Below are 24113 nucleotides of genomic sequence, written 5' to 3'. Positions count from 1 at the left end.
GGAGTACACCGTGTTCGACCTTCATTACTGGCAACAGCGCGTTGCCCGCCAGACGTTCATCGACACCGCCTTGATCGGTGGTCGGCCCGTTAGCGCAGCCTGCGGGGCGACTTTTGATGCAATCAACCCTGCCACCCACCAGTTGCTGGCGCGTGTGGCCGCCTGTGGCGACGCAGAGGTAGACCTGGCCGTGCGCAGCGCCCGCCAGGCCTTTGACACCGGCCCTTGGCGGCGTATGCCGCCGGTGGAACGCAAGAAAATCCTGATCAGGCTCTCCGAGTTGCTGATGACTCACCGCGAAGAGCTGGCGCTCCTGGATTCGCTGAACATGGGCAAGCCGGTGATGGACGCCTACAACATTGATGTGCCCGGCGCCGCCAATGTATTTGCCTGGTACGGCGAGGCACTGGACAAACTCTACGATCAAGTCGCACCCACCGCGCGCAACGCATTGGCGACCATCACCCGTGAAGCATTGGGCGTCGTTGCGGCGGTGGTGCCGTGGAACTTCCCACTGGACATGGCGGCCTGGAAGCTCGCACCGGCGTTGGCAGCCGGTAACAGCGTGGTGCTTAAACCGGCCGAGCAGTCGCCCTTTTCGGCCCTGCGCCTGGCCCAGCTGGCCCTGGAAGCGGGTATCCCCGAAGGTGTGCTGAACGTGGTACCGGGCCTTGGCGAAAGTGCCGGCAAGGCGCTTGGGCTGCACCCTGACGTGGATTGCCTGGTGTTCACCGGCTCCACGCAGGTCGGCAAATACTTTATGCAGTACTCAGCGCAGTCCAACTTGAAGCAGGTGTGGCTGGAGTGTGGCGGCAAGAGCGCGAACCTGGTGTTTGACGACTGCCAGGACCTGGACCTGGCGGCCGAGAAAGCCGCCTTCGGGATTTTCTTCAACCAGGGCGAAGTGTGCTCGGCCAACTCGCGGCTGTATGTGCAACGTTCCATCCATGCTGAATTTGTCGAGCGTGTGATTGCCAAGGCACGTGCCTGGATGCCGGGTGATCCGCTGGACCCTGGCAGCGCTGCCGGTGCGATTGTCGACAGTGAGCAAACCGCTCGTATCATGCGGGCGATCAATCAGGCCCAGGGCGAGGGCGCCAAGCTGCTGGCGGGTGGCGAGCAAGTGAGCATTAATGGCTCCTCCAATTTCATCCAGCCGACGATTTTTGCTGAGGTGACCGGCGACATGCAGCTCTCGCGCGATGAAGTGTTTGGCCCGGTGTTGGCGATCAGCGCCTTTGACACTGAAGAGCAAGCGGTGCAACAAGCCAATGACAGCGTCTATGGGCTGGCGGCCTCGGTCTGGAGTGACAACCTCAACCGTGCGCATCGGGTGGCGCGTGCACTGAATGTCGGCACCGTCTCGGTCAACACCGTCGATGCCCTGGATGTCGCGGTGCCGTTCGGCGGCGGCAAGCAATCCGGGTTCGGGCGCGACTTGTCGCTGCACGCCTTCGATAAGTACACGCAGCTGAAAACCACCTGGTTTGCGCTGCGATAGCCAAAACGGTCAGCCGGTCGTGTATTCATGGGTGCACGGCCGGCACGGATGCAGGCAAACTGGTGCATCACTCAGAGGGTTGTTATCACCATGGTCAATATCCGCGTCATGCAGGCTGGCGATTACGACGCCGTACTCGAATTGATGCAAAACACGCCTGGCATTTCCCTGCGCGACGCCGACTCCCGCGAGGCCACCGCGCGCTACCTGGTCCGCAACCCGCAGATGAGTTTTGTCGCTGAAGCCGAAGGCCGCGTGATCGCCTGTGTGATGTGCGGCCATGATGGCCGGCGGGGCTACCTGCAACATCTGCTGGTGCTGCCGGACTACCGCCGCCAGGGCATCGCCCAAGCGTTGGTCGAGCGTTGCCTCAGTGCGCTCGAGCAACAGGGCATCCACAAATGCCACCTCGACGTGTTCAAGACCAACACCCATGCCGCCGAGTATTGGCAAGGCCAGGGCTGGACGCTACGAACGGATATCGACCGTTATTCATTCACCCAAAAGGGTAATGAAAACGCATGAAGGAAGGACTCAATGCTGCAAATCAAACGGGCCACTCGCGACGACGCCACCACCGCTTTTGACATCCGCCGCGAAGCGATTCGCAGCCAATGCGTCGGCGCCTACACCGCCGAGCAAATGGCGCTGTGGACACGCGGCAGCGCTGAAGACGGCTACGACACACTGATGGACAAGCCGTTTTACCTGGGCTGGGTCAACGACGAACCGGTCGCCACCGGCATGCTCGATCTGGACAACAACGAAGTGGGCGCGCTGTTTGTGCTGCCCGCGTTTACGGGTCGTGGTTACGGCAAGACCATGCTTGATCACCTGGAAAAGCTCGCGCGAGAACTGGCGATTGAAGAGGTGGTGCTGGATTCGACGTTGAATGCGGCGAGTTTCTACCGGGCCTGCGGGTATGTGTGTGAGAAGCAGGCGGTGTATCACTCGCCCTCGGGATTGGCGTTGGCGTGTATCCCAATGGTAAAGCGGCTTTGACCGCTCCCACCGTTGATTTCAACCAGCGCTGAAGGCCGTGCGCAGTCGCTGAATAACGTGCTCCACGGTGGGACCCTGGATGGCCGGCGGCGTGAGGCTCTCGCCAAATTCACGCCATACAAACAGCGTCAGCTCGGCCCCATCGGTGAGCGCCTGTTCCTGCGTGCCAAAATCTTGCAGCACCCGATAGCGCTCATCTCGCCAAAACGCCTGCTCCACCCAGTCATACACCGGGATGAAGTGAAAGTGCAGCGGCAAGCCTGGCATGTGTCCGTAGCGGCTGATGTACAGCCATTTCGGCCGCAGCTGCGTCTCCATCACCCGTTGGGTTTTGGCGAGCAGGCCACCCAGTTCAGCCAGCGCGGCCTCGGGCATAGCAGCCAGGGAGTCGATCGGCGCTTTGGCGCCCAGCATCAGGTAGCCCGGCAGCTTTGACACCAGGTGATGGTTGAGCCGCCAGTGCTCGGTTTCATGAAGGATGAAAGCGGGGTCAATCTGCATAAGCACGCGTCCATGAGGGCAGGGTGGCAGGATAACAAGCGTGGGCGCCTGTATCGCACAAAAGCTGGCGATCTGTGTCTGTCGCTGCGGGTGCCACGCGGATATTGTCGTGCCACGTTAACTGACGACCGAGCCCACCATGGAACTGACCGCTGTCCCGTTTGGCACCACCGACTGGTCTACCGTCGAGCCCGAACTTCACCCAGGCATTACCGGGAGTGCCCTGTGGCGAACCTGCAACTTCGGCACCACCCGCGTGCGCATGGTCGAGTACACCTCCGGTTACCTGGCCGATCACTGGTGCTGGCGCGGGCATATTCTGCTGTGCCTGGAAGGGGAATTGCACACCGAATTGGAGGACGGCTGCCAGTTCACGCTGACGGCCGGGATGAGTTACCAGGTGGGCAATGACATGGAAGGCCATCGCTCATCCACCCACAGTGGCGCGAAGCTGTTTATTGTGGACTGAGGCGCACGATCAACTTGCCGAAATTGCGCCCCTCCAGCAGCCCGATAAACGCTTCAGGTGCCTGGGCCAGGCCGTCAATGATGTCTTCGCGAAATTTCAGTTTGCCCTCGGCGATCCACTGCGCAGCTTCCTGCAAGAACCTGTCTTGGTGTTGGTCGACAAATTCGGTCTGGATAAACCCGCGCACCGTCAGGCTCTTGGCGAGGATGTCATGCATTGTCGCCGGCAATCGGTCGGCCTGTGCGTGCTGGATGGCGCCGTCGTTGTAGTGGGCGATCAGCCCGCACACCGGAATCCGCGCGAAGTTATTGAGCAGTGGGCGTACCGCGTCCCACACCGGCCCGGCGACGTTTTCGAAGTACACATCAATGCCGTCCGGGCAGACTTTGGCCAGTTGCTCGGCAAAGTCCGGGGCGCGGTGGTCGATGACTGCAACAAAGCCCAGTTCATCCTTCACGAAGGCGCACTTGTCGGCGCCGCCGGCGATCCCCACGGCGCGGGCACTCTGCAGCTGGGCGATCTGGCCGACCACCGAACCGACGGCACCACTGGCCGCTGCCACCACGACGGTATCGCCCGGTTTGGGCTTGCCGATATTCAGCAGCCCGGCGTAGGCGGTAAACCCCGGCATGCCGAGTACACCAAGAGCGGTGGTGGGATGCGCGATGCTGGGATCGAGGCGGCGCAGATCCTGGCCGTTGGATAAGGCAAAACGCTGCCAACCGGCGTAGGCCAGAACAATATCGCCTTCGTGCCAATCGCTGTGACGCGACTGTTTGATGCGCGCGACGGTGCCACCCACCATCACCTCGCCAATGCCCACCGGCTCGGCATAGGATTTGGCCGCGCTCATGCGCCAGCGCATATAGGGGTCGAGGGACAGGTAGAGATTTTCCAGCAACACTTCGCCGTCGGCGGGTTCGGGGACCGGTGAGTGTTCCAGGCGGAAGTCGCTGGTTTTCGGGCGTCCGTCGGGGCGTGCAGCCAAAACGATGCGTGTGTTTTCGGTGTGGTTCATGGCGTATTACTCACTGATTGAACAGGCTGAGCAGCGTAGCCATCGGTAAGCTATCAAGGTAGGCTCATAACAGTTGATTCAGAGTTATGGCAAACATGATATCCGATGCCTTCGAACCGTATTTGCTGCGCACTTTCGTCGCGGTGTGCCACCACGGCAGCCTCAGTGGCGCCGCCCTGCAGGCGGGCAGAGCGCAATCGGCCCTGAGTGCGCAGATTCGCCGTCTGGAGGAAGTGCTTGGGCAACGCCTGCTGCGCCGAACCGGGCGTGGCGTGGTGCCCACCACTGAGGGCGAGTTGTTGCTCAGCTACGCCACTCGCATCCTGGCGCTGGGTGAAACGGTCGCCACACGCTTGAAGGAGCGTACGGTGATGGGCACTGTGCGCGTGGGCTTGTCCGAAGACGTGGCGGTCACCACCTTGCCGGCGGCGTTGGGCCGTTTACGTCGCACCTGCCCGCATATGCACATGGAAATCACCGTGGACCATGGCGATGCGTTAGCGCAGCGCTGGCACGACGGCCTGTTGGATGTGGCCATCGGCGTCAGCTCGGTATTCGCCGCCGACCCGGTACGCACCTGGAATGTGCCGCTTTATTGGGTGTGCGCGATTGACGATGAAGTCGATCCGGCGCTGCCTCTGGACGTGATCGTGTACGCCGAGCCTTGCGCGTGGCGACGCTTGATGTTCGACGCATTACTGGCGGCCGGTCGCGACTTTCGCGTGACCGTCACCAGCCCGAACGTCGGTGTGATCAGCGCGGCTGTCGAAAACGGTCTGGGCGTTGCCCTGTTGCCTGCCGACAATATCAACCCACACACCATGCGCGTGATTGCGCTGACGCCCGCTGGCAATGCCGCATTGGGCGTCAACTATGGGTTGTTCGCGGTGCCGCGCCAGACCGAAAGCATCCGTGCCACGGTCGAATTGCTCAGCGAGGGGTTTCACTTGATGACGAAACCAAGGGTGAAGGGTCTCACCCTTTTCGATACACCGCCCCCAGCTCCCGCGCCAGCCCGATAAAATTCTGCAACGGTGCCGACGGATTAAACGTGCGCCGCACCAGCGTAATCGGCGCCAGCAGCTTGGGCCTGGCGTCTTTGATTCGGCAATACACCACGCTGTCACGGTGTACATCGCGCATTGACGCAGGCACCACGGAGATGCCTTCGCCAGCCGCCACCAGGCTGACGTTGGTCAGCATGCGTTCCACTTCAAAGGCGATTTTGGCTTCGAAGCCGGCGTTCTGGCAGGCGGTGATCAGGTTGGCGTACATGCCCGGCGCGCCCGGGCGGCGTACCAGAATAAAGCGTTCGTCCTTGAGTGCGGCAATGGGGATGGCGCTGCCGGCGGCGGCCAGCAATGGGTGGCCGGTGGGCAGCACCAGCAGCATTTCTTCGTTGAGCAGGCGGTGGAAGGTCAGGCTTTGATGGGTGCGGACCGGGGCGCGCAGGATGCCGATGTCGATGCGTTTTTCGATGGCGTCTTCGGTCAATTCCCGGGCGCTGCCTTCATTGATCGAAAGCTCTACCGCCGGGTAGCGCTCGCGGTAGGCGCGGATGATGCGTGGGATCAGCGCGTGAGCGGCGGCCGAGCTGGTGAAACCGATGGCCAGGGTGCCCTCGATGCCTTGGGCCACGCGGGAGGCCTTGAGCGCGCCATGCTCGACACGCGCCAGGATGATCCGCGCTTCTTCAAGAAACACCAGGCCGCCGGCCGTCAGGTCCACGCCCTTGGGGTGGCGCTTGAACAGATCGAATCCCAACTCCTGCTCCAGCGCACGAATCTGCTGGCTCAGCGGCGGTTGTTGCATGTTCAGGCGTGCGGCGGCGCGGGTGAAATGTCGTTCTTCGGCCACCATAATGAAATAGCGTAAATGGCGTAGTTCCATGGTGGCCTATCCCGTGACAAGACGCAGTGGTGGGTGGCCGCGAGCGGCCCGGCCGTCAATATGCCCAAAGCCTGCGACCACCACAATCCGTTCAGCGCTTGCTGTCGGCCAGCTTATCGAAGGCCTGGTCGAGATGGGTTTCGGCGCCTTTGAGCTTTTCACGCCGCTCCTTGAGCCACTGCTGATCAGCCTGCAGCGTCTTGCGTGCCTCCACCAGCATGCGCTTGACCTCTTGCGGCTGTGGGCCGCCGGTGCCTTTGCGGGTCTGGACCATGTTGGTGGGCGACAGCGCCGCTCTAAAACCTGCTTCATCGAGCGGCAGGGTATTGGGCGTCCATTTGTACTTGTCCGCCGCCTGGTTATAGAGCTTCTGCGCGTCGGCATAGGCGAAGGTCTTCGGCGTGGTGCCGTTGCTGCGCGCTTCGGTGACGATCAGCGAGGCAAAGCTATGGCCGATGCGGAACGGCACTTTGTACTGGCGCTCAAGCGTGTCGGCCAATTCCATCGAGGTGGTCCATTCCGACTCCAGTTCTTCGAGCGCGCGCTGCGGGTTGATCTGCAGCGCGTCGAGCACCGCGTCCAGGCTGTGGAACATCTCCTGGGTCGAGCGGAACACGCCCAGCGAATCGAAGGCGAACTTGTAGTCGGTCATGCCGGTGGTGACGTTATGCGCGCGCAAGGTTACGGCCTGGGCCAGCCCCACCACGTCCGAGGCGCTCTCCCGCGCGCGCATCAGCAAACCTGGGTTGCGTTTTTGCGGCATGGCGCTGCTGGTGTAGGTGGCTTCTTCATCGAGCAGCAACCAGGGGCGGATCTGATGGTACTGGGTGTGAATATCGCCAATCATCGCGCCCACACGGATGGCAGACGATGACGCCATATTGGCCGCTTCGATGGGAATGTCATAGGTCGAGACCTGGCTTGAATCCAGCGAGTTCTCGCGCACGCCATCAAAGCCCAGCAGCTCGGCCAGGCGCTCACGGTTCAGCGGGTACGCCGAGTTCGCCAGCACGGCGGTGCCCATCGGGCTCTGGTTGAGGCGTGTGTACAGCTCGCGAATACGCTGGCCGTCGCGGTCGAACGCGGCTTCAAAGGCCAGCAGGTAATGCGCATAGCTGATGGGCATGGCCTGCACGCCGTTGGTGTAGGCGGGCACCAGGGTGTCGACGTTTTTGTCGGCGATGTTCAGCAGGCGCTGGCGTGTGGCGTTGAGCGCTTCGCTGTAGGCCAGCACTTGGCTGCGCAGGGCGGCCAGGCGGTAGGTGGCGAGCATGTCCTGGCGGCTGCGGCCGGAGTGGATCAAGGAAGCTTCGGGACCGATCTTGTCGGTCATGATTTTTTCCAGTTGCAGCACATCACTGGGGCGCGTGCCGCCGGGCTGGTCGGCCTGGGCGATGGCGTAGCGCACACCCCCGGCGATTTTCTGGCCCATCTCGGGTTTGACGATGCCTTCTTCGGTGAGCATCACGATCGAGGCTTTGTTGATGCGGTTGAGCCAGGCGAATTGGGTCTGGGTGGGGTCGCCCTTGGCCTTGTGTTCGGTTTGGGAACTGTCGGGCGTGGCGCCGACTTTCGCCGCCTGTGCCGCACATTGTTCGGTGGTGGTGCAGGGCAGCTCGCCAGTGTTGGCGGCATAGACGCTGAGGCTGTTGAACAGGGCAAAGGCCACGGCAAGGGAAAGCAGGCTTTTCACAGCACGTTGGGGGGATGTGTTGTTCACAGAGACACCTGATTTATTGTTGGAATTATGGGCCGTCGTTGCGGCTAAATCAGGCTAGCGGGTGTTTGGGTAGATTGAAAATATATAGAAAGTGTTGATGGCAGAGGTTTTGGATATGGGCGTGAAAGGGGCTGGGGGTGGCTTAAAGGCTTGTTGTGGTTAGAGGACTTGCTGTGGCTCAAGGCTGTTGTGGCGAGCAGGCTTGCCCTGCGTTGGGCTGCGCAGCGGCCCCAATAGGGCCACCGCGTTTAATCAGCAAGAATGCGGCGTCTGGTTTTAGGGCCGCTTCGCGCCCCAGCGCAGGGCAAGCCTGCTCGCCACAACAAGCAGGTTTGCCACAGCAAGCAGGCTTGCCACAACAAGCAGGCTTGCCACAACAAGCAGGCTTGCCACAACAAGCAGGCTCGCCACAACAATCCTGCTTGCCCCAGAGCCTCTTGCCAGCCACAGCAAGTCGGGCTCTCCCCACGGGCGGTTTAGTGCATCTTGCTGTGGTCCATGTCACCCATATCGGTCAGCGCGCGGGCCGGGGCTGTTACTTCAACGGTCTGCTTCTCACCCTTGGCGTTTTCCACGGTCAAGGTCAGCGGCACCTGGTCGCCTTGCTTGATCTGGCCGGTGAGGCCCATGAGCATCACGTGGTAGCCCTCCGGGTCGAGCTTGATCGCTTTGCCGGCAGGCAGGGCCACCGAATCCACCGGGCCCATGCGCATCACGTCATCTTTCATGCTCATCTCATGAATCTGCACGTCCTTGGCCACAGGCGAGGCCACGCTGAGCAGTTTGCTGTCGCTGTCGGCGGTGACGGTCATGAACGCGCCGCTGGAGGTCTGGCCCGCCACGGTTGCGCGTACCCACGCGTCGCTGACCTGTACCTGGGCGCTGGCGTGCGCCGCGAGGCCCAGCAAGGTGAGGCCGAATGTCAGGCGCTTGAGGGTTTGAACGGCAGTCATTAGCAGACCTCCATGACGGTGAGCAGGTCTTCTGCGCACTCTTTAGCGGTAAGGGATGCCGACAGGCCCAGGCGCAGATTGCCGCGGGTGTCGAACACGAAACTGGTGGAGGTGTGGGACAGGGTGTAGGTGTCCCCGGCCGGGATTTTTTCATAAAAAATCCCGAACTCCTTGGCGGCCACGGCGATTTCTTCCGGGGTGCCGTACAGCGCTTCGAAGCTGGGGTCGAAGGCCTTGACGTAGCGGTCGAGCAATTCGGGGGTGTCGCGCTCGGGGTCGAGGGTGATAAACACCACTTGCATGATCTTGCCATCGCGGCCCATCAGCTTCTTGGCCTGGGCGGCACGGGCCAGGGTGGTGGGACATACGGCCGGGCACTGGGTGAAGCCGAAGAACACCACCGGCATCAGGCCACGGTACGAGCTCAGGGTGACGGTTTCGCCGTCGGTGTTCTTGAGCTTGAAGGTGCGGCCCATAATCTTGTCACTGAGGTCCTTGCCGTACTTGAAGTTCAGCTTGGGGCTGTAGTCACAGCCGCCCAGCAGGCTGCCCAGGCCCAGCAGGCCCATACCGGTCAGCACTTTGCGGCGGGTGAATAACGTACTCATCAACTGTGCATCCTGTGAAACGCCTGCATTGCTCTGGATCTACAGTTCAGGCTTTGAAAAGGAGTAATGATGCGGGCGCACAGTCTACCAACCCCGGCCAGCCCACGTAATCTGCGACGTTCTGCCACAGGGGCGCGTGGCGCTTCATCCTTTTGTGGCTTCGGTGGTAGAGTCGCCGCCATGAAATTGAGCCTCCCCAACCGTTCGCTGATCGCCTGGGCCCTGTACTTCTGCGTGCTGATGAACGTGTTCGTCTGCGGTTTGGGGCACGGGCAGATGATGGGCTTGCAGCTCAATGGTATCGGTGGGGCGTTCTGTTCGGTGGACGGTAGCCAGGCGCCACTTTCCGACAAAGGGTTAGGAAACACCGCCTCCAGCAACATCTCGAACTACTTTGCCTGCCCGGTGTGCGCGGCCGTGACCGTGGCCATCGTGTTCATGATCGGCCTGGCCTGGCTGCTCGGCCTTGGGCAAACCCCGCGCCCGGCCCATGAACGGCGCAACAAAGCCCCTCCACGCTATTCCTGGCCGTCGGCCAACCCCCGCGCTTCCCCCGCTTTCTGACGTGTACCTTGGGCTTCCTGTGATCAGGAGGCGTTCTATCGTCACGACTGTGAGTGCGCTTCATGAACCAACAATTGCCAGCAGGCGCCAGCCGCCTGGTCAGCAAGGCATCCCGGCGTTTGCGCGCCGAACCGTTGCGCCCCGAATACCCGAGCAATTCGCGCTGCTTCGTGCACCTGGATGCACGCCTGTTGCCGTATTGGCACACCTTGTTCGATATCTGCCCGGCGCTGCTCAAGCTCGACCCGCCGGAGGGCTTGAACCTGTTTCGCGGCTTCATGACCTGGGCCTATCGCAACCAGGTCGCCCAGGATTGGACCTACCACCTGAATGTGTGCCGCTGGCTGCTGGCGTCGCCGTATCGATCGCAGATAGACGACGAGCCGATTGAGGCCTTTATGGCGGCAGCGGCGGCACGTTGGATCAATGCGGATCAAAGCCAGGCCCAGGGCGTGGTCCTGGCCTGGCGAGGCTCAAGGGTGTTTGATTGGAAGGGCGGCGCGTTGGCGGGCGTTGAGCATCAGCTACTGCCCGACCCGACAGGCGACTTTGCCTGGTGCCCGCTGGCCAAAAACGGTTTCAGCGGCTGGTTGCCGGTGCCTTGAGATTCTGGCGAAGCCATTGGGTGACACTGTGGCTCCGGAACGATCGCCGTCACTGTGGCGAGCAGGCTTGCCCTGCGTTGGGCTGCGCAGCAGCCCCGCTCTTTCTTACTGGCTGACCGCGCCGCCTACAAGAGTGTCCCATTATCTCGTAGGAAACGGCCTGATGTTCAGTGCGGGGATCCTCATCAATTCTATTTTTTTGCCGGCAATGCCATCTTCACGGTCTATGTAATGCACAGACTAATAAGAGGCTGAGATGACGAAAACTTCTGATGAGATGCCCCATTCCTTCTGCGCGAGCGACCAATACGACACGCTCAGCCGGGCCTTGCATTGGCTGATGGCAATCGTATTTACCTGGAGTTATTGCTCGGCGGTTGCCCACTATCTGTCCTCCGATTCTGCACTGGACAAGCTGCTATGGCCGTATCACAAATCGGCGGGCCTGCTTTTGCTGGTGCTGCTGATACTGCGAGCCGGTTGGAGCCTGCTGAACCGGCACAACCGCCCGCCGAGCGTGAACCCTGCGGCTGCTGTCGGGCATGCTGTGCTGTATGCGCTGATGTTCCTGATCCCTTTTATCGGGCTGGTACGCCAGTACGGCTCCGGTCGTGAGTTTTCGGCGTTTGGCCTGTCGATTATGGCGGGTCTGGAGGGCGAAAAAATCCAGTGGATGATTGACCTGGGGCGCAACTTTCATAGCCTGCTGGGCTGGACGATGCTGGTGTTGATCGTCGGTCATATCGGCATGGTGATCGTGCATCATCTGCGCGGTAAACCGCAGGTGTTGCGGCGCATGACGGGCAGCGCCCGTCGGGTATGGCGCTAGATCAACGGCCTTTTTTTGGCGCTTTTTTCTGGGGTTTCTTCGCGCCCTGTTGCTGAGTTGAGGTGCTGCTGGAGGAAGCTTTCTCCTTCGGCGGCGTTTCAGCTTTCTTGCTGCTGTCCGACGGGCTGCTAGGGTAGGAGCCCGGAGGCAGGGCCGAGCCTGGAACGGCGTCGCCGAAGGCTGCGTAGGCGGGTGTTGCCAACCATCCGGTCAGGCAAATGACTAACACGATCTTGCAGGAAATACCGGTCTTCATGACGAGAATCCTTTTCCATGCTTCACCTGTCAAAAGCGTCCCTTTCTGTGAATCCCAAGGGAGGCATTAATTGGGAGTGCAGGGGATCTGGCAAAGTTTGGATTTTTTTCGCCGCCACGACGAAAGGCCATGCACCGACATTTTTAATGAACCCTCACGCCGATCCCTTGACCTAATGCATACGACCTCAGGAGGTGATGCATGCAAATAGACTATATCTGGATCGTGCTGGCGGTAATTTTGCTGGTGTTGGAGCTGTGGGCGATCAACATCGTGTTGCGCAGTACCGGTGGCTGGGAGACCAAGGGGCTGTGGTTGATCATTCTGATTTTTGTGCCGCTGTTCGGGCTCATTGCTTGGGCCATGGTCGGGCCAAAACGTGAGATGGCCCAGCACCGTAAATAGCACCGTAAACACTGAACATAAGCCACACAGCAAACAGGCGCCCATAGGCGCCTGTTTGCGTTCAAGCGTGGCGGTTAACCTGCAACCGCCTTGGCAATCGCCTCGTTGAATGCCGGCAAGTCATCCGGTGTGCGCGAGGTGATCAAGGTCCAGCCATTGGCCTTGCACTCTTTGACTTGGGCATCGACCACGCCCGCGGCGCCGGCGTTTTCAAGGTCGATGCGCACGCTCTTGTACGCGGTAAGGGTCTTGCCCTTGATCACACCGGCATCGATCAACGCCCATGGACCGTGGCAGATGGCGGCGACGGTTTTGCCGGCTTTGGCGAAGTCGCTGATCAGCTTCAGCGCAGCCGCGTCCTGGCGCAGGGTGTCGGCATTCACGGTGCCGCCGGGAATCACCAACGCGTCGAAGTCGCTGCTTACCACCTCCGACAACTTGACCTGGGATTCCACGGTCTGGTCTTTCTCTGTATCGCCGACAAAGGTCTGGACGGTGCCGCCTTTGCTGGAACCGTGCGTCACCGTCGCGCCATAGCCACGCAGTGCTTGCAGCGGCTTGAGCAACTCGTCGCGCTCGATGCCGGTGTTGGAGGTGATGATGAGGATGTTCTTGCCGTTGAGTTGTGAGCTCATGGTCGAGTCTCTCCTGCTGGATGGATTAATCATGCTGTGTGGGAGAGTGGATCGAGGGTGGGTGGCAAAGGTTTAAATTAATTTGGACTTATTTCGTGGATGGTTTTCGCGGAAGGCTGGCCTGCAAAAACCTTGAACTATCGAAAATGGATGGCCTCTGCTGCATAGACCCTGCTGCTTTTTGCCGGCCTTCAATGGCCAGGAGATTCACATGACCGATCCCAAGACTGTCGACAAAACCCCGGAACCCATCAGCTCTGAAGATGCCCAGAAAGGCCGTCAACAACCTGCCAAGGGGCAGACGCTGGAACAGCCCAACCCGAAGACCAAAACCGTGGACAAGGTGCTCACGCCTACCTCGATCAAGGACACCGAACGCCAGACTGACGCCATCAACGAGCAGGCCGCCAAGGCCGAGCGCAAGCTGGGCCACTGAGCATGGCCCGTTCGATCACGGCGTCTGAACTGGGCATTGAGCTTGCGCCCGACGATGACGCCAGCCTGTTCAAGTGGTTTGTCGCCAGCTTTCTGATGGGCAAGCGTATTCAGGCACCCATTGCGGCGCAGGCTTACAAGGTGATCGTCGAGCAAGAGGGCCGCGACACTGCACGCAAGTTGCAACATTGCACGTCGCGTGAACTGGTTTCGATGCTCGGACGTGCCCACTACGTGCGTTACGACGAAAGCACAGCGCAGCGTCTGCTGGACCTCAGCGCCAAGTTGAATGCCGAGTACGCGGGCAAGATCAGCCACATTCGCAACGTCAGTAAAAACCGTCAAGCCTTCGAAAAGCGCCTGGGCGAATTCGACGGTGTGGGGCCAAAAACCATCGAGATTTTCATGCGTGACGCGGCCAAGGTTCTGTTTTGATGGCGCCGCTCTACGTGGGCTGTGCGGGCTGGAGTCTGCCGCGCGCGCACTGGCCGGACTTTACGGGCGAGGGTACGCATTTACAGCGCTATGCATCGCGTTTCAATGCGGTGGAAATCAACAGCTCCTTTTACCGGCCGCACCAACCCAACACCTATAAGCGCTGGGCACAGTCGGTGCCGCCGGGGTTTCGGTTTTCGGTCAAGGTGCCCAAGGTCATCACCCATGAACTGCGTTTGCAGCATTGCGAGACGGCACTGGATGAGTTCCTTGAACAGTGCGTGCACTTGGGTGAGCAACTCGGCTGCCTGCTGATTCAATTGCCGCCTTCGCTGCGTTATGAACCCCGTGTGGCGTCGGTTTTTTTCACTGCATTGCGCCGGCGATTTGCTGGTGCCGTGGTGCTTGAACCACGGCACGCCAGTTGGCTGGAGGCGCAGGCATTGCTGGTGGACCTGCAGATAGGCCGCGTGACCGCCGACCCAGCGGTGCTCGATGCCAGCGCAGGTTGGCAAGGCGTGCAGTACTGGCGCCTGCATGGCTCACCGCGCATCTACCACAGTGCTTATGGCCCGCAACGGGTGCAGGCGCTGGCTGAACAGCTGAGTCAATTTGCCGAAGCAGGTATTCCTGCCTGGTGTATCTTCGACAACACCGCCAGCGGCCACGCCGTGGCCGATGGCTTGTTGCTACTCGACCTCTACCCGCAGCACTTCCAAGCCTAATTGCTCATACGCCTCGACACTCGGCACATGCCACTCGGTAATCAGCGTATGAATGCGGTTACACGGCGCCACCACAAAGGGCTCTACCGCGCCGAGCTTGTCCGCCAGGGTCACGGCCACCACGTGGGAGGCGCTGTCGAGCAGGGCTTGCTTGACCGCTACTTCATCAAAATGCAGCGAGCTGATGCCCACTTGCGGGTGCAGCGCGCAGACGCCGGTGAACAGCAAATCGGCCTTGATGCTCTGGATCAGGCGCACGGCGTCCTGGCCGCTGGTGGACAGGGTGGCGGGGTTGAGTTGGCCGCCGGCGAGGATAACTTTGACTTCGGGATGATCGGCCAAGGCGATGGCGATCATTGGCGACGGCGTGACCACGGTCAGGCGGATCGAACGCGGCAAGGACTGAGCGATCTGCAGCGTGGTCGAGCCGGAATCGAACAGTACGATCTGGCCGTCTTGCACCAGGTCGGCGGCCAGCCGGGCAAGATGACGCTTGATCTCGTTGGTTTCGCCGACGCGGGTGAAAAAGTCTTTGCCGGTGTCTTTGGGCCGGGGCAGGGCGCCGCCGTGTACGCGTTGCAGCAGCCCGGCGGCGGCGAGTTCGCCGAGGTCCCGGCGGATGGTGTCCTGGGACACGGCAAAGTGTTCGACCAATTCGGATGCGGTGACTTTGCCGTCGCGTTCCAGCAGCAGCAAAATCTTCTGTTTGCGCAACGAAGGCAGGTCAATGGCTTGATGGGTGTTGTGCATGGTTATGCGTCTTTGTGCGGGTTTTTGCAAGATTAGTCGCCCGCCAATCCAAACGCAATGGCTGGTTGCCAAGCCGATGGGCGGTTACTCTCCAAGCTCAGTTCAGGGAGAGGTGACCTAGATGCCGATGATCACAACCATCGAAGATTTACGCAGGCTCGCGCAAAAACGTGTCCCACGGATGTTCTACGATTACGCCGATTCCGGCTCCTGGACTGAAAGCACCTACCGGGCGAATCAAAGCGATTTTGCCCGCATCCAATTTCGCCAGCGCGTGGCGCGCAACATCGATGAGCGTTCAATCCGCACCCGTATGATCGGCCAGGACATGGCGATGCCCGTGGCCCTGGCGCCCACCGGGCTGGCGGGCATGCAGCATGCCGACGGCGAGATCCTTACCGCCCGCGCTGCCGCCGCGTTCGGCCTGCGTTATACCTTGTCGACCATGAGCATTTGTTCGCTGGAAGACATTGCCGCTCACGTCGGCAAACCGTTCTGGTTCCAGTTGTATGTGATGCGTGATCGCGCGTTTATGCAGCAGTTGATCGAGCGCGCCAAGGCCGCCGGTGTGGATGCGCTGGTGCTGACCCTGGATTTGCAGATCCTGGGCCAACGCCATAAGGACTTGATCAACGGCTTGTCGGCGCCGCCCAAACTGACCGTGCCGAATATCCTCAACATGCTGACCAAACCGCGTTGGGTGGCGGGCATGCTCGGCACCAAGCGCCATGGCTTCGGCAATATCGTCGGGCATGTCAAAGGCGTGGCCGATATCACTTCGCTGTCATCCTGGATCGGCCAGCAATTCGACCCGCGCCTGAGCTGGGACGATGTGGAATGGATCAAAAAATGCTGGGGCGGCAAGCTGATTATCAAGGGCATTCTGGATGTGGAAGATGCGCGGCTGGCCGCCAATTGCGGCGCAGATGCGTTGGTGGTGAGCAACCACGGTGGCCGCCAACTCGATGGCGCACCGTCGAGCATCAGCCAATTGGCGGCGATTGCAGAGGCTGTGGGCGAGCAGATTGAAGTGTGGCTCGATGGCGGCATTCGCTCCGGCCAGGACGTGCTGAAGGCCATGGCACTGGGTGCCAAAGGCACCATGATCGGCCGCGCGCATTTGTATGGGTTGGGTGCACTGGGTGAAGTCGGTGTAACCAAGGCGCTTGACATCATCGCCCGCGAGTTGGATGTGTCGATGGCACTGTGTGGCTATAACGATATACGCGATGTGAATCGCGAGATTTTGCTGCCGGGTAGCTTTCCCTCAGGGGGTTGTTGAGCAAAAAAATCGTAAAAAAGGAAAAAGAGTTGTCCACGAAAACCGTGGGTATCTCTGTGGATAACTTTGCGAAGGCCCGGCAGGGTTGGCGATTTAACCTTCGGTTAATATTTGATCAGATTTCGTTTTGGGCCAGTATGGGCAGGCTTGGCGCTTGACAGCCAAGCGCGAAGCCAGTGCCGAAAAGTGCGGTTACGACTCTCCGTCGCGACCTGTGGAGTGCGTGGCTATGGTTGCTGGCATCTTCGCCTGCATCAGTTTTTCCAATGCCTGGCCATACGTGCGACCCGCCAGGCTCATGCTGTTGTTATGGGTGGCACCAGGTACGAGCAACAACCGCTTGGGTTCCTGGGCGGCTTCAAACAACTGCTGGCTGAAACGCGGTGGCACGTACTGGTCGGCCAGGCCATGTACCACCAGCAACGGCATATGTACGTCGGCAATCTTGTCGATGGAATCGAATTTCTGCGACAGTAACCAACGCACCGGTAACGAGGTATTGGCCACGGCGGTGGCCGCGTCCCCCAGCGAGGTAAAGGTGGACTCGATCACCAACCCGCGCACCGGCACAGGTGTTTGTTTGCTCAGCTCAGCGGCGAGGTCGATGGCCACGGCGCCCCCCAGCGAATGCCCATAGAGCAGGCGTTTGGCGGGGTCGGGCTGCAATACCTGGAAGCGTTCCCAGGCAATGCGCGCGTCTTCATACACACTGGTTTCCGACGGCAAATCACCGTGGCTTTGGCCAAACCCGCGATAGTCGATGGCCAGCACCGAAAAACCCAGCGCGTGCAGCTGTTCAATGCGAAACAACTGCCCGGTGAGGTTCCAGCGCACGCCGTGCAGGTAGAGGATCGCCGGCGCATCCTTGTGATCGGCCGGGTACCACCAGCCGTGCAGGTTCTGCCCCGATTTGAAACTGGCCGGCTTGATATCGAATTCCTGCACCGCCTTGGGCAGGCCGGTGTACCACCCGGCGGTGCCCGGCTCGATGCGAAACACCAGCTCGCGCTCCTTGTGTTGCAGCACGGCGCACCCCACCGGCAGGCCGACAATCAGGATGGCCATGCACAGCAGGGGAAACCAGCGCAGGCCCAGGCGGGACAGAAAACGAGAGGACATGAAGGTTCCAGGACAAAGGCGAAGCAGGCGTTTTACCAGATGGCGTGGGCCGGCAGGCATTAATTCGACGGCCGTAGAGGAGGATTGCTTGCAAAGTATTGCAGCCTTGAACAATCCGTACGCGGGTTGTTAGGGTGGACGGCCGAGCAGGAGAGCACAGACATGGATTTCACCGACAAAACGGCAATTATCACCGGCGGCGCGCGTGGGCTGGGCCTCAGTTATGCACGGGCGCTGGCCCAAGGCGGCGCGCGGGTGGTGATCAGTGATATCGGCGCCGACAAGCTGGGCGCCGGCACCGATGCGTCGGTGGTGCACGCAGCAGCCGCAGCCTTGCAGGCCGAAGGGCTGGCGGTGCTCGGGCATGACGGCGATCTGTCTACCGACGAGGGCTGCCAGCAACTGATCAGCTTCACGATCGAGGCTTACGGCCAGCTCGATATCCTGATCCATAACGCCGGCTGGGTCGGTTACCAGAACATCGCCGACCTCGACGCCGCCTTCCTCCAGCGCGCCATGCACATCAACCTCTACGCGCCGCTCTGGCTGTGCAAGCACGCCTGGTCGCACCTGCTGCGCTCGGCGGCGCCGCGTATCATCCTGACCACCTCCGACCGCGCCATGTACGTGCAATACGAGCAAACCGGGCTGGTGGCCTACAGCGCCGGCAAGATGGCGCAATTGGGCATCATGAACGCCCTGAGCCATGAAGGCGCCGAGGCCGGTATCAAGGTCAATGCGATCTCGCCGGTGGCCAAGACGCGCATGTGGGGCGTGACCGACGAACCGTATGAACTCAAGCCAGAGTGGGTGACGCCGGGCGTAGTGTTCCTGGCCTCTGGGCAGTGCCAGGACACGGGCTACATCCTGCGCGCCAGCAATGGTCAATTCACCGCCACGCGCTTCACCGAAAACCCAGGCGTGGAGTACCCGCGCAATCTTGCGCGCATCAAGGCGGCCAATGCGCAAGAAGTTGCCGCCGCGTGGTCGCGCATCAAGCAGCCGCTGGCTCAGGCCGGCGTGACCAGTTGAACCCGATTACGCCCCTGCGCCTTGGCCAAGTACAGCGCCTGGTCGGCCTGGGACAATAAATGCGATAAGTCACTGCCCGCTGCCTGGGTGGTGACGATGCCGATACTCACGCTCAGAAAGCCCGGCGCCAGCAATTCCAACCGCGCAAACGCCAGGCGGATTCGCTCGGCCACTGCCAACGCATCGGTTTCATCGCTGCCTGCCAACAGGCAGGCGAACTCTTCGCCGCCAATGCGTGCGAACACATCCTCGTTGCGTAACGCGTCCTGCAGCACCTGGCTGAAGGCAATCAATGCCTTGTCGCCCATGGGATGGCCGAAGCTGTCGTTCAGGCGTTTGAAGTGGTCCAGGTCGCAAAGCAGCAGGGCCGCGCATTGATGGCGCTGCAGCAGTTGTTCACCCTTGAGCATAAAGGCGCGGCGGTTGCCGATGCCGGTCAGCGCGTCACTGAAGGCGGCGGCCTTGAAGCGCAACTCGGCGCGCTCCTTGACCATCGCCAAGGTGACGTAGGCGATACCGATGGCGTACAGCATCGACTCAAACAGCATGAATGCAAAAAACGGCGTGCTTTCGCTCTCCGAGGCCCGTTCGCTGTTGATCGGCAGGCCAGGGTCGGTAAAGGCACGCACGCCATAAAAACCGGTGTGCCACAGCGTCAGCGCCAGGGCCGGCACGTAGGCCACTTCCAGGCTTTTGCGCTTGCGCCACAGCTCCAGCGCCGACAGCACGCCGTAGCCGGCAGCCAACAGTGAGTACAGGGTGACGCGCGCCGACAGCGAGCCATAGAACGGCGGCACCAAGCACATCAGCAACCACACGACGGCGCCGGCGAGGATCCCCGGTACATGGGGTTTTTGTTGCACGAAGGTGCGCATGGCGGTCCAGTTCATGGCGGCGCTGAGCAGCAGCACCACGTTGCCGATGACCAGCGCGACAAAGTCTATGCCCACGCCGCGCACCACAATCAGCCCGGTGCCCAGGGCGGCGAGCAGCAGCATGCTGCCCAGATAGCCCAGGGTCGGTTCGCGGCCACGGCTCCAGGCATGTACCGTGAGCAGGCCCATGAGGCCGAACACGAACACGGCTACCATCAATAGCGTCGGGATGTGCAGCATCATTGGCGTGAACCTGGCGATCCTTCTTGGGTGGCGATTGTAGCCGTAAGCAGGCCGCTTGACGCTGGTATTGCTGGCGCGACATGCTTCCGGCTTCTATGAGCAAAGGCCCGACCATGGACAACAGCCCCATTCGCATCACCGCTGAAGAAACCCTTTCAGACAGCTGGTACAACTTGAAAAAGTACAGCTTCGACCTGCGTCGCCAGGACGGCAGCTGGCAGGCCCAGACTCGTGAGGTGTATGACCGGGGCAATGGCGCGACTATTTTGTTGTACAACCGTGGGCAGCGCACGGTGCTGTTGATCCGCCAGTTTCGCATGCCTACGTTTGTCAACGATTACCCCGGCTACTTGATCGAAGCGGCCGCCGGGTTGCTGGACAATGCCAGTCCTGAAGAACGTATTCGCCTGGAGGCTGAGGAAGAGACCGGGTATCGCGTGGGGCATGTGGAAAAAATCTATGCGGCGTTTATGAGTCCTGGCTCGGTGACCGAGCGTATTCACTTTTTTATCGGTGAGTATACGCAGGCGGATCAGATTGGTACGGGGGGCGGGCTGGAGGAGGAGGGCGAGGATATCGAAGTGCTGGAGCTGGGGTTTGAGCGGGCGCTGGCGATGGTGCAGAGTGGGGAGATTGTTGATGGCAAGACCATTATGCTGTTGCAGCATCTGGAATTGCGGATGCTTAAAGATGGTTGGTGATTGAGTACATATCCGTTGCTGCGGTGATGGCTGATATTGGTTCCGCTCTTACAGCGGGTCACTTTTGGCAAACGCCCCAAAAGTAACCAAAAGGTCTGTGCCCCACCACTTGGCCCCTCGCTTAGGCTCGGTGTGCCCTCACTCCGGCTTGAATCCGTGGGCCGCCGCGATGGGCCATCCTTGGCCCAGCGCGGCTAACCCGGCGTCCTGCCGGGTTACCCACGGATTCAAGCCTGCGTTCGGCCATCGTGGTTAACGGGGCGCCTCAGATCAAAAGCAGATCAAGATCAAGATCAAGATCTACAGCACGGCGGCCTGAAAGCCGACCTGAGTGGTTGAAGCAAGAGCCAGGTCAAGTGCGAAGCAAAAGCCTGTCTACCTGATGCAGCGCGGTTTAAGTGTGGGAGCGGGCTTGCTCGCGAATGCGGTGGGTCAGTCAACTCATCTGTCACTGATACACCGCATTCGCGAGCAAGCCAGCTCCCACCTTTGACCGAGTATGGCTTTGCTGTTGCTGTTGCTGTTGCTGTTGCTGTTGCTGTTGCTGTTGCTGTTGCTGTTGCTGTTGCTGTTGCTGTTGCTGTTGCTGTTGCTGTTGCTGTTGCTGTTGCTGTTGCTGTTGCTGTTGCTGTTGCTCCGGCCCTTACATCCTTTTCGATGACGAAGTCAGCGGTCTTTTGATCTGCGCTTTTGATCTTGATCTTGATCTGAAATCGCCCCGTTAAACACGATGGCCGGAATTCGACAGTGATTTGGGGGGTAAACCGGCAGGGATGCCGGTTTAGCCGCGCTGGGCCAAGGATGGCCCATCGCGGCGGCCCCCCAAATCACTGTCGGATTGCGGGCATGCCGAGCCTAAGCGAGGCACCGAGTGTTGGGGCGAGGACCTTTTGGTTACTTTTGCGTCCTTGTGTACGGACCGGACACATGGTTGACGGGTGTGCGGGGACATGGTGGACACTTCTCGGCAAGCTAACTGCGCCGGGAGGCCATCATGCCCTGGAACTCGAGAGACGCCATGAGCCTAAAAGAAGAGTTTGTTTCCTTAGCAAAGAAACCCGGCAGTAATAAGCGAGAGCTGTGCCGACGATTCGGCATAAGTCCGCAGACAGTCTACAAGTGGCTAAAACGCTACGAGGCCGGCGGTTCTGCAGGCCTGCAAGAGAAGTCACGTAAGCCCGTCAGCAGCCCCAAGCTGACCCAGGCCGAGCTGGAGGCTGAGGTTATTGCACTTCGCCAAGATCATCCGGCATGGGGCGGACGCACAATTAGCAGCATGCTGGACAAGCGAATTGCCCCCAGTACTGTCACGAATGTCTTGCACCGGCATAGCTTGATTAAACCCTCAGATAAAGAACCAGGGGCCCTGCTGAGATTTGAACATCCTGAGCCCAATGATCTTTGGCAGATGGATTTCAAAGGCCACTTTGCAATGCAGCAAGGCCGATGCCACCCCCTGACCATCCTGGACGATCATTCGCGGTTCAATCTGGCCATCCAAGCGTGTGATAACGAGCGAGGTACCACCGTAAAAGAGAAGATGAGCAAGGTATTTGAAATTTACGGTTTACCAGCACGTATCAACGTCGACAATGGCGCGCCTTGGGGCTCACCGCGTAATCCTGGCGAGATCACCGAGTTGAGCATTTGGCTGGTGCGTTTGGGAATTCGGATAAGTTTCAGTCGTCCCTACCATCCGCAAACAAATGGGAAAATCGAGCGTTTCCATCGATCACTCAAGGCAGAAGTCCTTAACGGGCGTCACTTTTCTACACTGGCAGATGCCCAGCTAGCTTTCGATCAATGGCGTGAAATATACAACCTGCAACGTCCCCATCAGGCGCTGGAATACAAGGTGCCAATGGACCGTTATCGCAGCAGTTCTTGGGATTATCCGCAGCAACTACCGGAGTTTGAATACGGACCAGATGACGTATTAGCCAAGGTTTATCACAGCCGTTTTCGCTTTCAGAAAAGCTATTTCAGCATCGCAAAAGGCCTGGCAGGGCAACACATAGCAATCCGCCCTAACCCTGAAAGCGATGGTCTGTTCGATGTCTATTTCTGCCATCATTTTTTGCGAACTATCGAAGTTAGTAAGCCTGATTATGGTCAATAATGTGTCCACCATGTCCCCGCACATGTGTCCACCATGTGTCCGGTCCGTACACGTCCTTGCAAAAGTGACCCGCTGTAAGAGCGGAACCATAGGCGGCCGTTACCCAAATAATGGATATGCACTCAACCCAACCCAACCCAACCCAACCCAACCCAACCCCATCCCGACTACCGGCTATTGTCAGAAATTTCCCACAAGGGTACAAATGTACTCCATGACAACCCTGACCCCCCGCCGCACCGCCATCCTGACCTTCATCCGCGACCGTATCGCGCAACAAGGCCAGCCCCCGAGCCTCGCCGAGATCGCCGAGGCGTTCGGCTTCGCCTCGCGCAGCGTTGCACGCAAACACGTGGTGGCCCTGACCGAAGCCGGTTTTATCGAGGTCAACCCCAACCAGGCCCGTGGCATCCGCCTGCTCAACCAACCCGCGCGCCCCGAATGGCTGGATGTGCCTGTGCTCGGTCGCGTTGCCGCCGGCCTGCCCATCGGCGCCGATGCCGAGGTGCACAACCGCCTGCAACTGGACCCCGCCACCTTCGCCAAAACCCCGGATTACCTGCTGCGCGTGCAGGGCGATTCGATGATCGAAGACGGCATTCTCGACGGCGACCTGGTGGGCGTGCGCCGCAGCGCCGAAGCCTTGAACGGGCAGATCGTGGTGGCACGCCTGGACGGCGAAGTCACCATCAAACGCTTTGAGCGCCATGGCGAGCAGGTGCGCCTGCTGCCACGCAACCCCGCGTATCAACCGATTGTGGTCGGGCCGGATCAGGACCTGGCCATCGAAGGCGTGTTCTGTGGCCTGGTGAGGCAAGGCTGATGGGCGCCGTCGTTGCCCTGGACACGCTGTTCAATGGCGGCCGCGTCTGGAAAGGCCGGCCCGCCGCGCCACCGGCCAGCGTGCACCCCACTGGGCTGGCGGCGCTGGACGCGGTGTTGCCCACGGGCGGCTGGCCGGAGTCGGCGTTGAGTGAAATCCTGATGGCGAAGGAGGGCGTTGGCGAGCTGCAATTGGTGTTGCCAACCCTGGCCCGCTTATCAACGGCGGGCGAGCGCATTGTGCTGGTGGCGCCGCCCTACACGCCGTACCCCCACGCCTGGCAGAATGCCGGGGTGGATCTGCGCCAGCTTTCGGTGATCCAGGCCGAGGCGCGCGATGTGTTGTGGGCGGTGGAGCAGTGCCTGCGTTCCGGCAGTTGCGGCGCGGTGCTGTGCTGGCCGCACAAGGCCGATGACCGCGCCTTGCGGCGCTTGCAGGTGGCGGCCGAGACCGGCCAGACCCTGGCGTTTGCCTGGCGCTCTCTAAGCGAGGCGGTCAATTCATCGCCCGCCGCCTTGCGCCTGGCTGTCGAGGCAAAACCTGCGCAAGTGCGAGTGCTCAAGTGCCGGGGCGGTTTGGCCCACCCGGCGCCGATAGCCCTGGCGGGGCACTGAGGTT

30 protein-coding genes are annotated in these 24113 nt (G+C 60.5%); 19 read left to right on the top strand and 11 right to left on the bottom strand.

The genetic code is table 11. The features are described 5' to 3' along the window. Positions 1-10: 10 nt before the first annotated feature. From P5706_RS19555 to P5706_RS19545, 3 genes are all read left to right on the top strand, one after another. On the top strand, positions 11-1501 hold the full coding sequence (locus P5706_RS19555) for an aldehyde dehydrogenase (protein ID WP_285681034.1): 1491 nt from the start codon (positions 11-13) through the stop codon (positions 1499-1501). Between the two features lie 90 nt (positions 1502-1591). After that, positions 1592-2026: a GNAT family N-acetyltransferase gene (locus P5706_RS19550; protein WP_285681032.1), complete on the top strand. Its 435-nt coding sequence runs from the start codon at positions 1592-1594 to the stop codon at positions 2024-2026. A gap of 12 nt (positions 2027-2038) precedes the next feature. Next, entirely contained in the window at positions 2039-2503 is a 465-nt protein-coding gene (locus tag P5706_RS19545; RefSeq protein WP_285681030.1) for a GNAT family N-acetyltransferase, read from the top strand. Positions 2504-2521: 18 nt separating this feature from the next. Here P5706_RS19545 and P5706_RS19540 read toward each other — a convergent pair whose 3' ends face one another. Beyond that, positions 2522-3004 carry an HIT family protein gene (locus P5706_RS19540; protein ID WP_285681028.1) on the bottom strand — a complete coding sequence of 161 codons (483 nt, stop codon included), beginning with the start codon at positions 3002-3004 and terminating at the stop codon, positions 2522-2524. Between the two features lie 139 nt (positions 3005-3143). On the opposite strand from P5706_RS19540, the gene P5706_RS19535 reads away from it, so the two are divergent. After that, positions 3144-3473 (top strand): DHCW motif cupin fold protein, encoded by a 330-nt coding sequence (locus P5706_RS19535; protein WP_285681026.1) that lies wholly within the window; start codon positions 3144-3146, stop codon positions 3471-3473. Here P5706_RS19535 and curA read toward each other — a convergent pair. Next, positions 3460-4491 carry an NADPH-dependent curcumin/dihydrocurcumin reductase gene (gene curA / locus P5706_RS19530; protein WP_285681023.1) on the bottom strand — a complete coding sequence of 344 codons (1032 nt, stop codon included), beginning with the start codon at positions 4489-4491 and terminating at the stop codon, positions 3460-3462. The two genes, P5706_RS19535 and curA, sit on opposite strands and share 14 nt — an antisense overlap. A gap of 86 nt (positions 4492-4577) precedes the next feature. Between curA and P5706_RS19525 the strand changes: the two genes are divergently transcribed. Beyond that, a complete protein-coding gene (locus tag P5706_RS19525) occupies positions 4578-5513 on the top strand; it encodes a LysR family transcriptional regulator (protein ID WP_285681021.1) in 936 nt (311 codons plus the stop codon). On the opposite strand, the gene P5706_RS19520 is transcribed toward P5706_RS19525, so the two are convergent. From P5706_RS19520 to P5706_RS19505, 4 genes are all read right to left on the bottom strand, one after another. After that, positions 5467-6381, bottom strand: coding sequence for a LysR family transcriptional regulator (locus P5706_RS19520; RefSeq protein WP_285681019.1), 915 nt, complete (start codon positions 6379-6381; stop codon positions 5467-5469). The genes P5706_RS19525 and P5706_RS19520 overlap by 47 nt on opposite strands. Before the next feature lie 91 nt (positions 6382-6472). Next, on the bottom strand, positions 6473-8101 hold the full coding sequence (locus P5706_RS19515; protein WP_285681017.1) for an argininosuccinate lyase: 1629 nt from the start codon (positions 8099-8101) through the stop codon (positions 6473-6475). A 476-nt stretch (positions 8102-8577) separates the two neighbouring features. Next, positions 8578-9054, bottom strand: a complete 477-nt coding sequence (locus tag P5706_RS19510) for a copper chaperone PCu(A)C (protein WP_285681015.1) — start codon at positions 9052-9054, stop codon at positions 8578-8580. After that, positions 9054-9662 carry an SCO family protein gene (locus P5706_RS19505; RefSeq protein ID WP_017134494.1) on the bottom strand — a complete coding sequence of 203 codons (609 nt, stop codon included), beginning with the start codon at positions 9660-9662 and terminating at the stop codon, positions 9054-9056. The genes P5706_RS19510 and P5706_RS19505 overlap by 1 nt, the downstream gene beginning before the upstream one ends. Before the next feature lie 180 nt (positions 9663-9842). Between P5706_RS19505 and P5706_RS19500 the strand changes: the two genes are divergently transcribed. The 3 genes from P5706_RS19500 (at position 9843) to P5706_RS19490 (ending at position 11660) form a co-directional block, all read left to right on the top strand. Beyond that, positions 9843-10226, top strand: coding sequence for a DUF2946 domain-containing protein (locus P5706_RS19500; protein WP_200433348.1), 384 nt, complete (start codon positions 9843-9845; stop codon positions 10224-10226). Positions 10227-10288: 62 nt separating this feature from the next. Beyond that, the gene (locus tag P5706_RS19495; protein ID WP_285681012.1) at positions 10289-10831 is read left to right on the top strand and encodes a putative natural product biosynthesis protein; all 543 of its coding nucleotides are present in this window, start codon (positions 10289-10291) and stop codon (positions 10829-10831) included. A 256-nt stretch (positions 10832-11087) separates the two neighbouring features. Next, positions 11088-11660 (top strand): cytochrome b, encoded by a 573-nt coding sequence (locus P5706_RS19490; RefSeq protein WP_285681009.1) that lies wholly within the window; start codon positions 11088-11090, stop codon positions 11658-11660. Between the two features lies 1 nt (position 11661). Here P5706_RS19490 and P5706_RS19485 read toward each other — a convergent pair whose 3' ends face one another. Further along, complete coding sequence (locus tag P5706_RS19485; RefSeq protein WP_285681007.1) at positions 11662-11916, bottom strand: hypothetical protein; 255 nt, start codon at positions 11914-11916, stop codon at positions 11662-11664. Positions 11917-12117: 201 nt separating this feature from the next. Between P5706_RS19485 and P5706_RS19480 the strand changes: the two genes are divergently transcribed. Further along, positions 12118-12321: a hypothetical protein gene (locus P5706_RS19480; protein ID WP_069788464.1), complete on the top strand. Its 204-nt coding sequence runs from the start codon at positions 12118-12120 to the stop codon at positions 12319-12321. A gap of 74 nt (positions 12322-12395) precedes the next feature. On the opposite strand, the gene P5706_RS19475 is transcribed toward P5706_RS19480, so the two are convergent. Beyond that, a complete protein-coding gene (locus tag P5706_RS19475; protein WP_200433344.1) occupies positions 12396-12956 on the bottom strand; it encodes a type 1 glutamine amidotransferase domain-containing protein in 561 nt (186 codons plus the stop codon). A gap of 211 nt (positions 12957-13167) precedes the next feature. Between P5706_RS19475 and P5706_RS19470 the strand changes: the two genes are divergently transcribed. From P5706_RS19470 to P5706_RS19460, 3 genes are read left to right on the top strand one after another with little or no spacing between them, the layout of a single operon-like run. Continuing rightward, complete coding sequence (locus tag P5706_RS19470) at positions 13168-13392, top strand: hypothetical protein (RefSeq protein ID WP_056859557.1); 225 nt, start codon at positions 13168-13170, stop codon at positions 13390-13392. 2 nt (positions 13393-13394) lie between these two features. Beyond that, complete coding sequence (locus P5706_RS19465) at positions 13395-13826, top strand: DNA methylase (protein ID WP_200433342.1); 432 nt, start codon at positions 13395-13397, stop codon at positions 13824-13826. Next, complete coding sequence (locus P5706_RS19460) at positions 13826-14551, top strand: DUF72 domain-containing protein (RefSeq protein ID WP_285681000.1); 726 nt, start codon at positions 13826-13828, stop codon at positions 14549-14551. The genes P5706_RS19465 and P5706_RS19460 overlap by 1 nt, the downstream gene beginning before the upstream one ends. On the opposite strand, the gene P5706_RS19455 is transcribed toward P5706_RS19460, so the two are convergent. Next, positions 14516-15301, bottom strand: coding sequence for a DeoR/GlpR family DNA-binding transcription regulator (locus tag P5706_RS19455; protein ID WP_200433340.1), 786 nt, complete (start codon positions 15299-15301; stop codon positions 14516-14518). The genes P5706_RS19460 and P5706_RS19455 overlap by 36 nt on opposite strands. A gap of 121 nt (positions 15302-15422) precedes the next feature. Here P5706_RS19455 and P5706_RS19450 point away from each other — a divergent pair, with 121 nt between their 5' ends. Further along, the gene (locus tag P5706_RS19450) at positions 15423-16583 is read left to right on the top strand and encodes an alpha-hydroxy acid oxidase (protein ID WP_285680998.1); all 1161 of its coding nucleotides are present in this window, start codon (positions 15423-15425) and stop codon (positions 16581-16583) included. A gap of 192 nt (positions 16584-16775) precedes the next feature. Here the strand turns inward: P5706_RS19450 and P5706_RS19445 are convergent, their stop codons facing one another. Further along, positions 16776-17702: an alpha/beta hydrolase gene (locus P5706_RS19445; protein ID WP_285680996.1), complete on the bottom strand. Its 927-nt coding sequence runs from the start codon at positions 17700-17702 to the stop codon at positions 16776-16778. A 162-nt stretch (positions 17703-17864) separates the two neighbouring features. On the opposite strand from P5706_RS19445, the gene P5706_RS19440 reads away from it, so the two are divergent. After that, positions 17865-18734 (top strand): SDR family NAD(P)-dependent oxidoreductase, encoded by an 870-nt coding sequence (locus tag P5706_RS19440; protein ID WP_285680994.1) that lies wholly within the window; start codon positions 17865-17867, stop codon positions 18732-18734. Here the strand turns inward: P5706_RS19440 and P5706_RS19435 are convergent. Beyond that, positions 18713-19852 (bottom strand): GGDEF domain-containing protein, encoded by a 1140-nt coding sequence (locus P5706_RS19435; RefSeq protein ID WP_285680992.1) that lies wholly within the window; start codon positions 19850-19852, stop codon positions 18713-18715. The two genes, P5706_RS19440 and P5706_RS19435, sit on opposite strands and share 22 nt — an antisense overlap. Before the next feature lie 113 nt (positions 19853-19965). Here P5706_RS19435 and P5706_RS19430 point away from each other — a divergent pair, with 113 nt between their 5' ends. From P5706_RS19430 to imuA, 5 genes are all read left to right on the top strand, one after another. Beyond that, on the top strand, positions 19966-20553 hold the full coding sequence (locus P5706_RS19430; RefSeq protein WP_200433388.1) for an NUDIX domain-containing protein: 588 nt from the start codon (positions 19966-19968) through the stop codon (positions 20551-20553). A gap of 499 nt (positions 20554-21052) precedes the next feature. Next, complete coding sequence (locus P5706_RS19425) at positions 21053-21214, top strand: hypothetical protein (protein ID WP_285680990.1); 162 nt, start codon at positions 21053-21055, stop codon at positions 21212-21214. A gap of 333 nt (positions 21215-21547) precedes the next feature. After that, entirely contained in the window at positions 21548-22672 is a 1125-nt protein-coding gene (locus P5706_RS19420; protein ID WP_285679306.1) for an IS481 family transposase, read from the top strand. A gap of 205 nt (positions 22673-22877) precedes the next feature. Beyond that, complete coding sequence (gene lexA, locus P5706_RS19415) at positions 22878-23495, top strand: transcriptional repressor LexA (RefSeq protein ID WP_017135402.1); 618 nt, start codon at positions 22878-22880, stop codon at positions 23493-23495. Further along, the gene (imuA, locus tag P5706_RS19410; protein WP_285680987.1) at positions 23495-24109 is read left to right on the top strand and encodes a translesion DNA synthesis-associated protein ImuA; all 615 of its coding nucleotides are present in this window, start codon (positions 23495-23497) and stop codon (positions 24107-24109) included. The genes lexA and imuA overlap by 1 nt, the downstream gene beginning before the upstream one ends. Positions 24110-24113: the final 4 nt, after the last annotated feature.

Origin of the sequence: Pseudomonas sp. ChxA, from assembly GCF_030263855.1 — a bacterium.
GTDB classification, from domain to species: domain Bacteria; phylum Pseudomonadota; class Gammaproteobacteria; order Pseudomonadales; family Pseudomonadaceae; genus Aquipseudomonas; species Aquipseudomonas fluorescens_CB.
The sequence above is the reverse complement of the archived record's forward strand: the minus strand, read 5'-3'. Positions and strand labels throughout refer to the sequence as shown.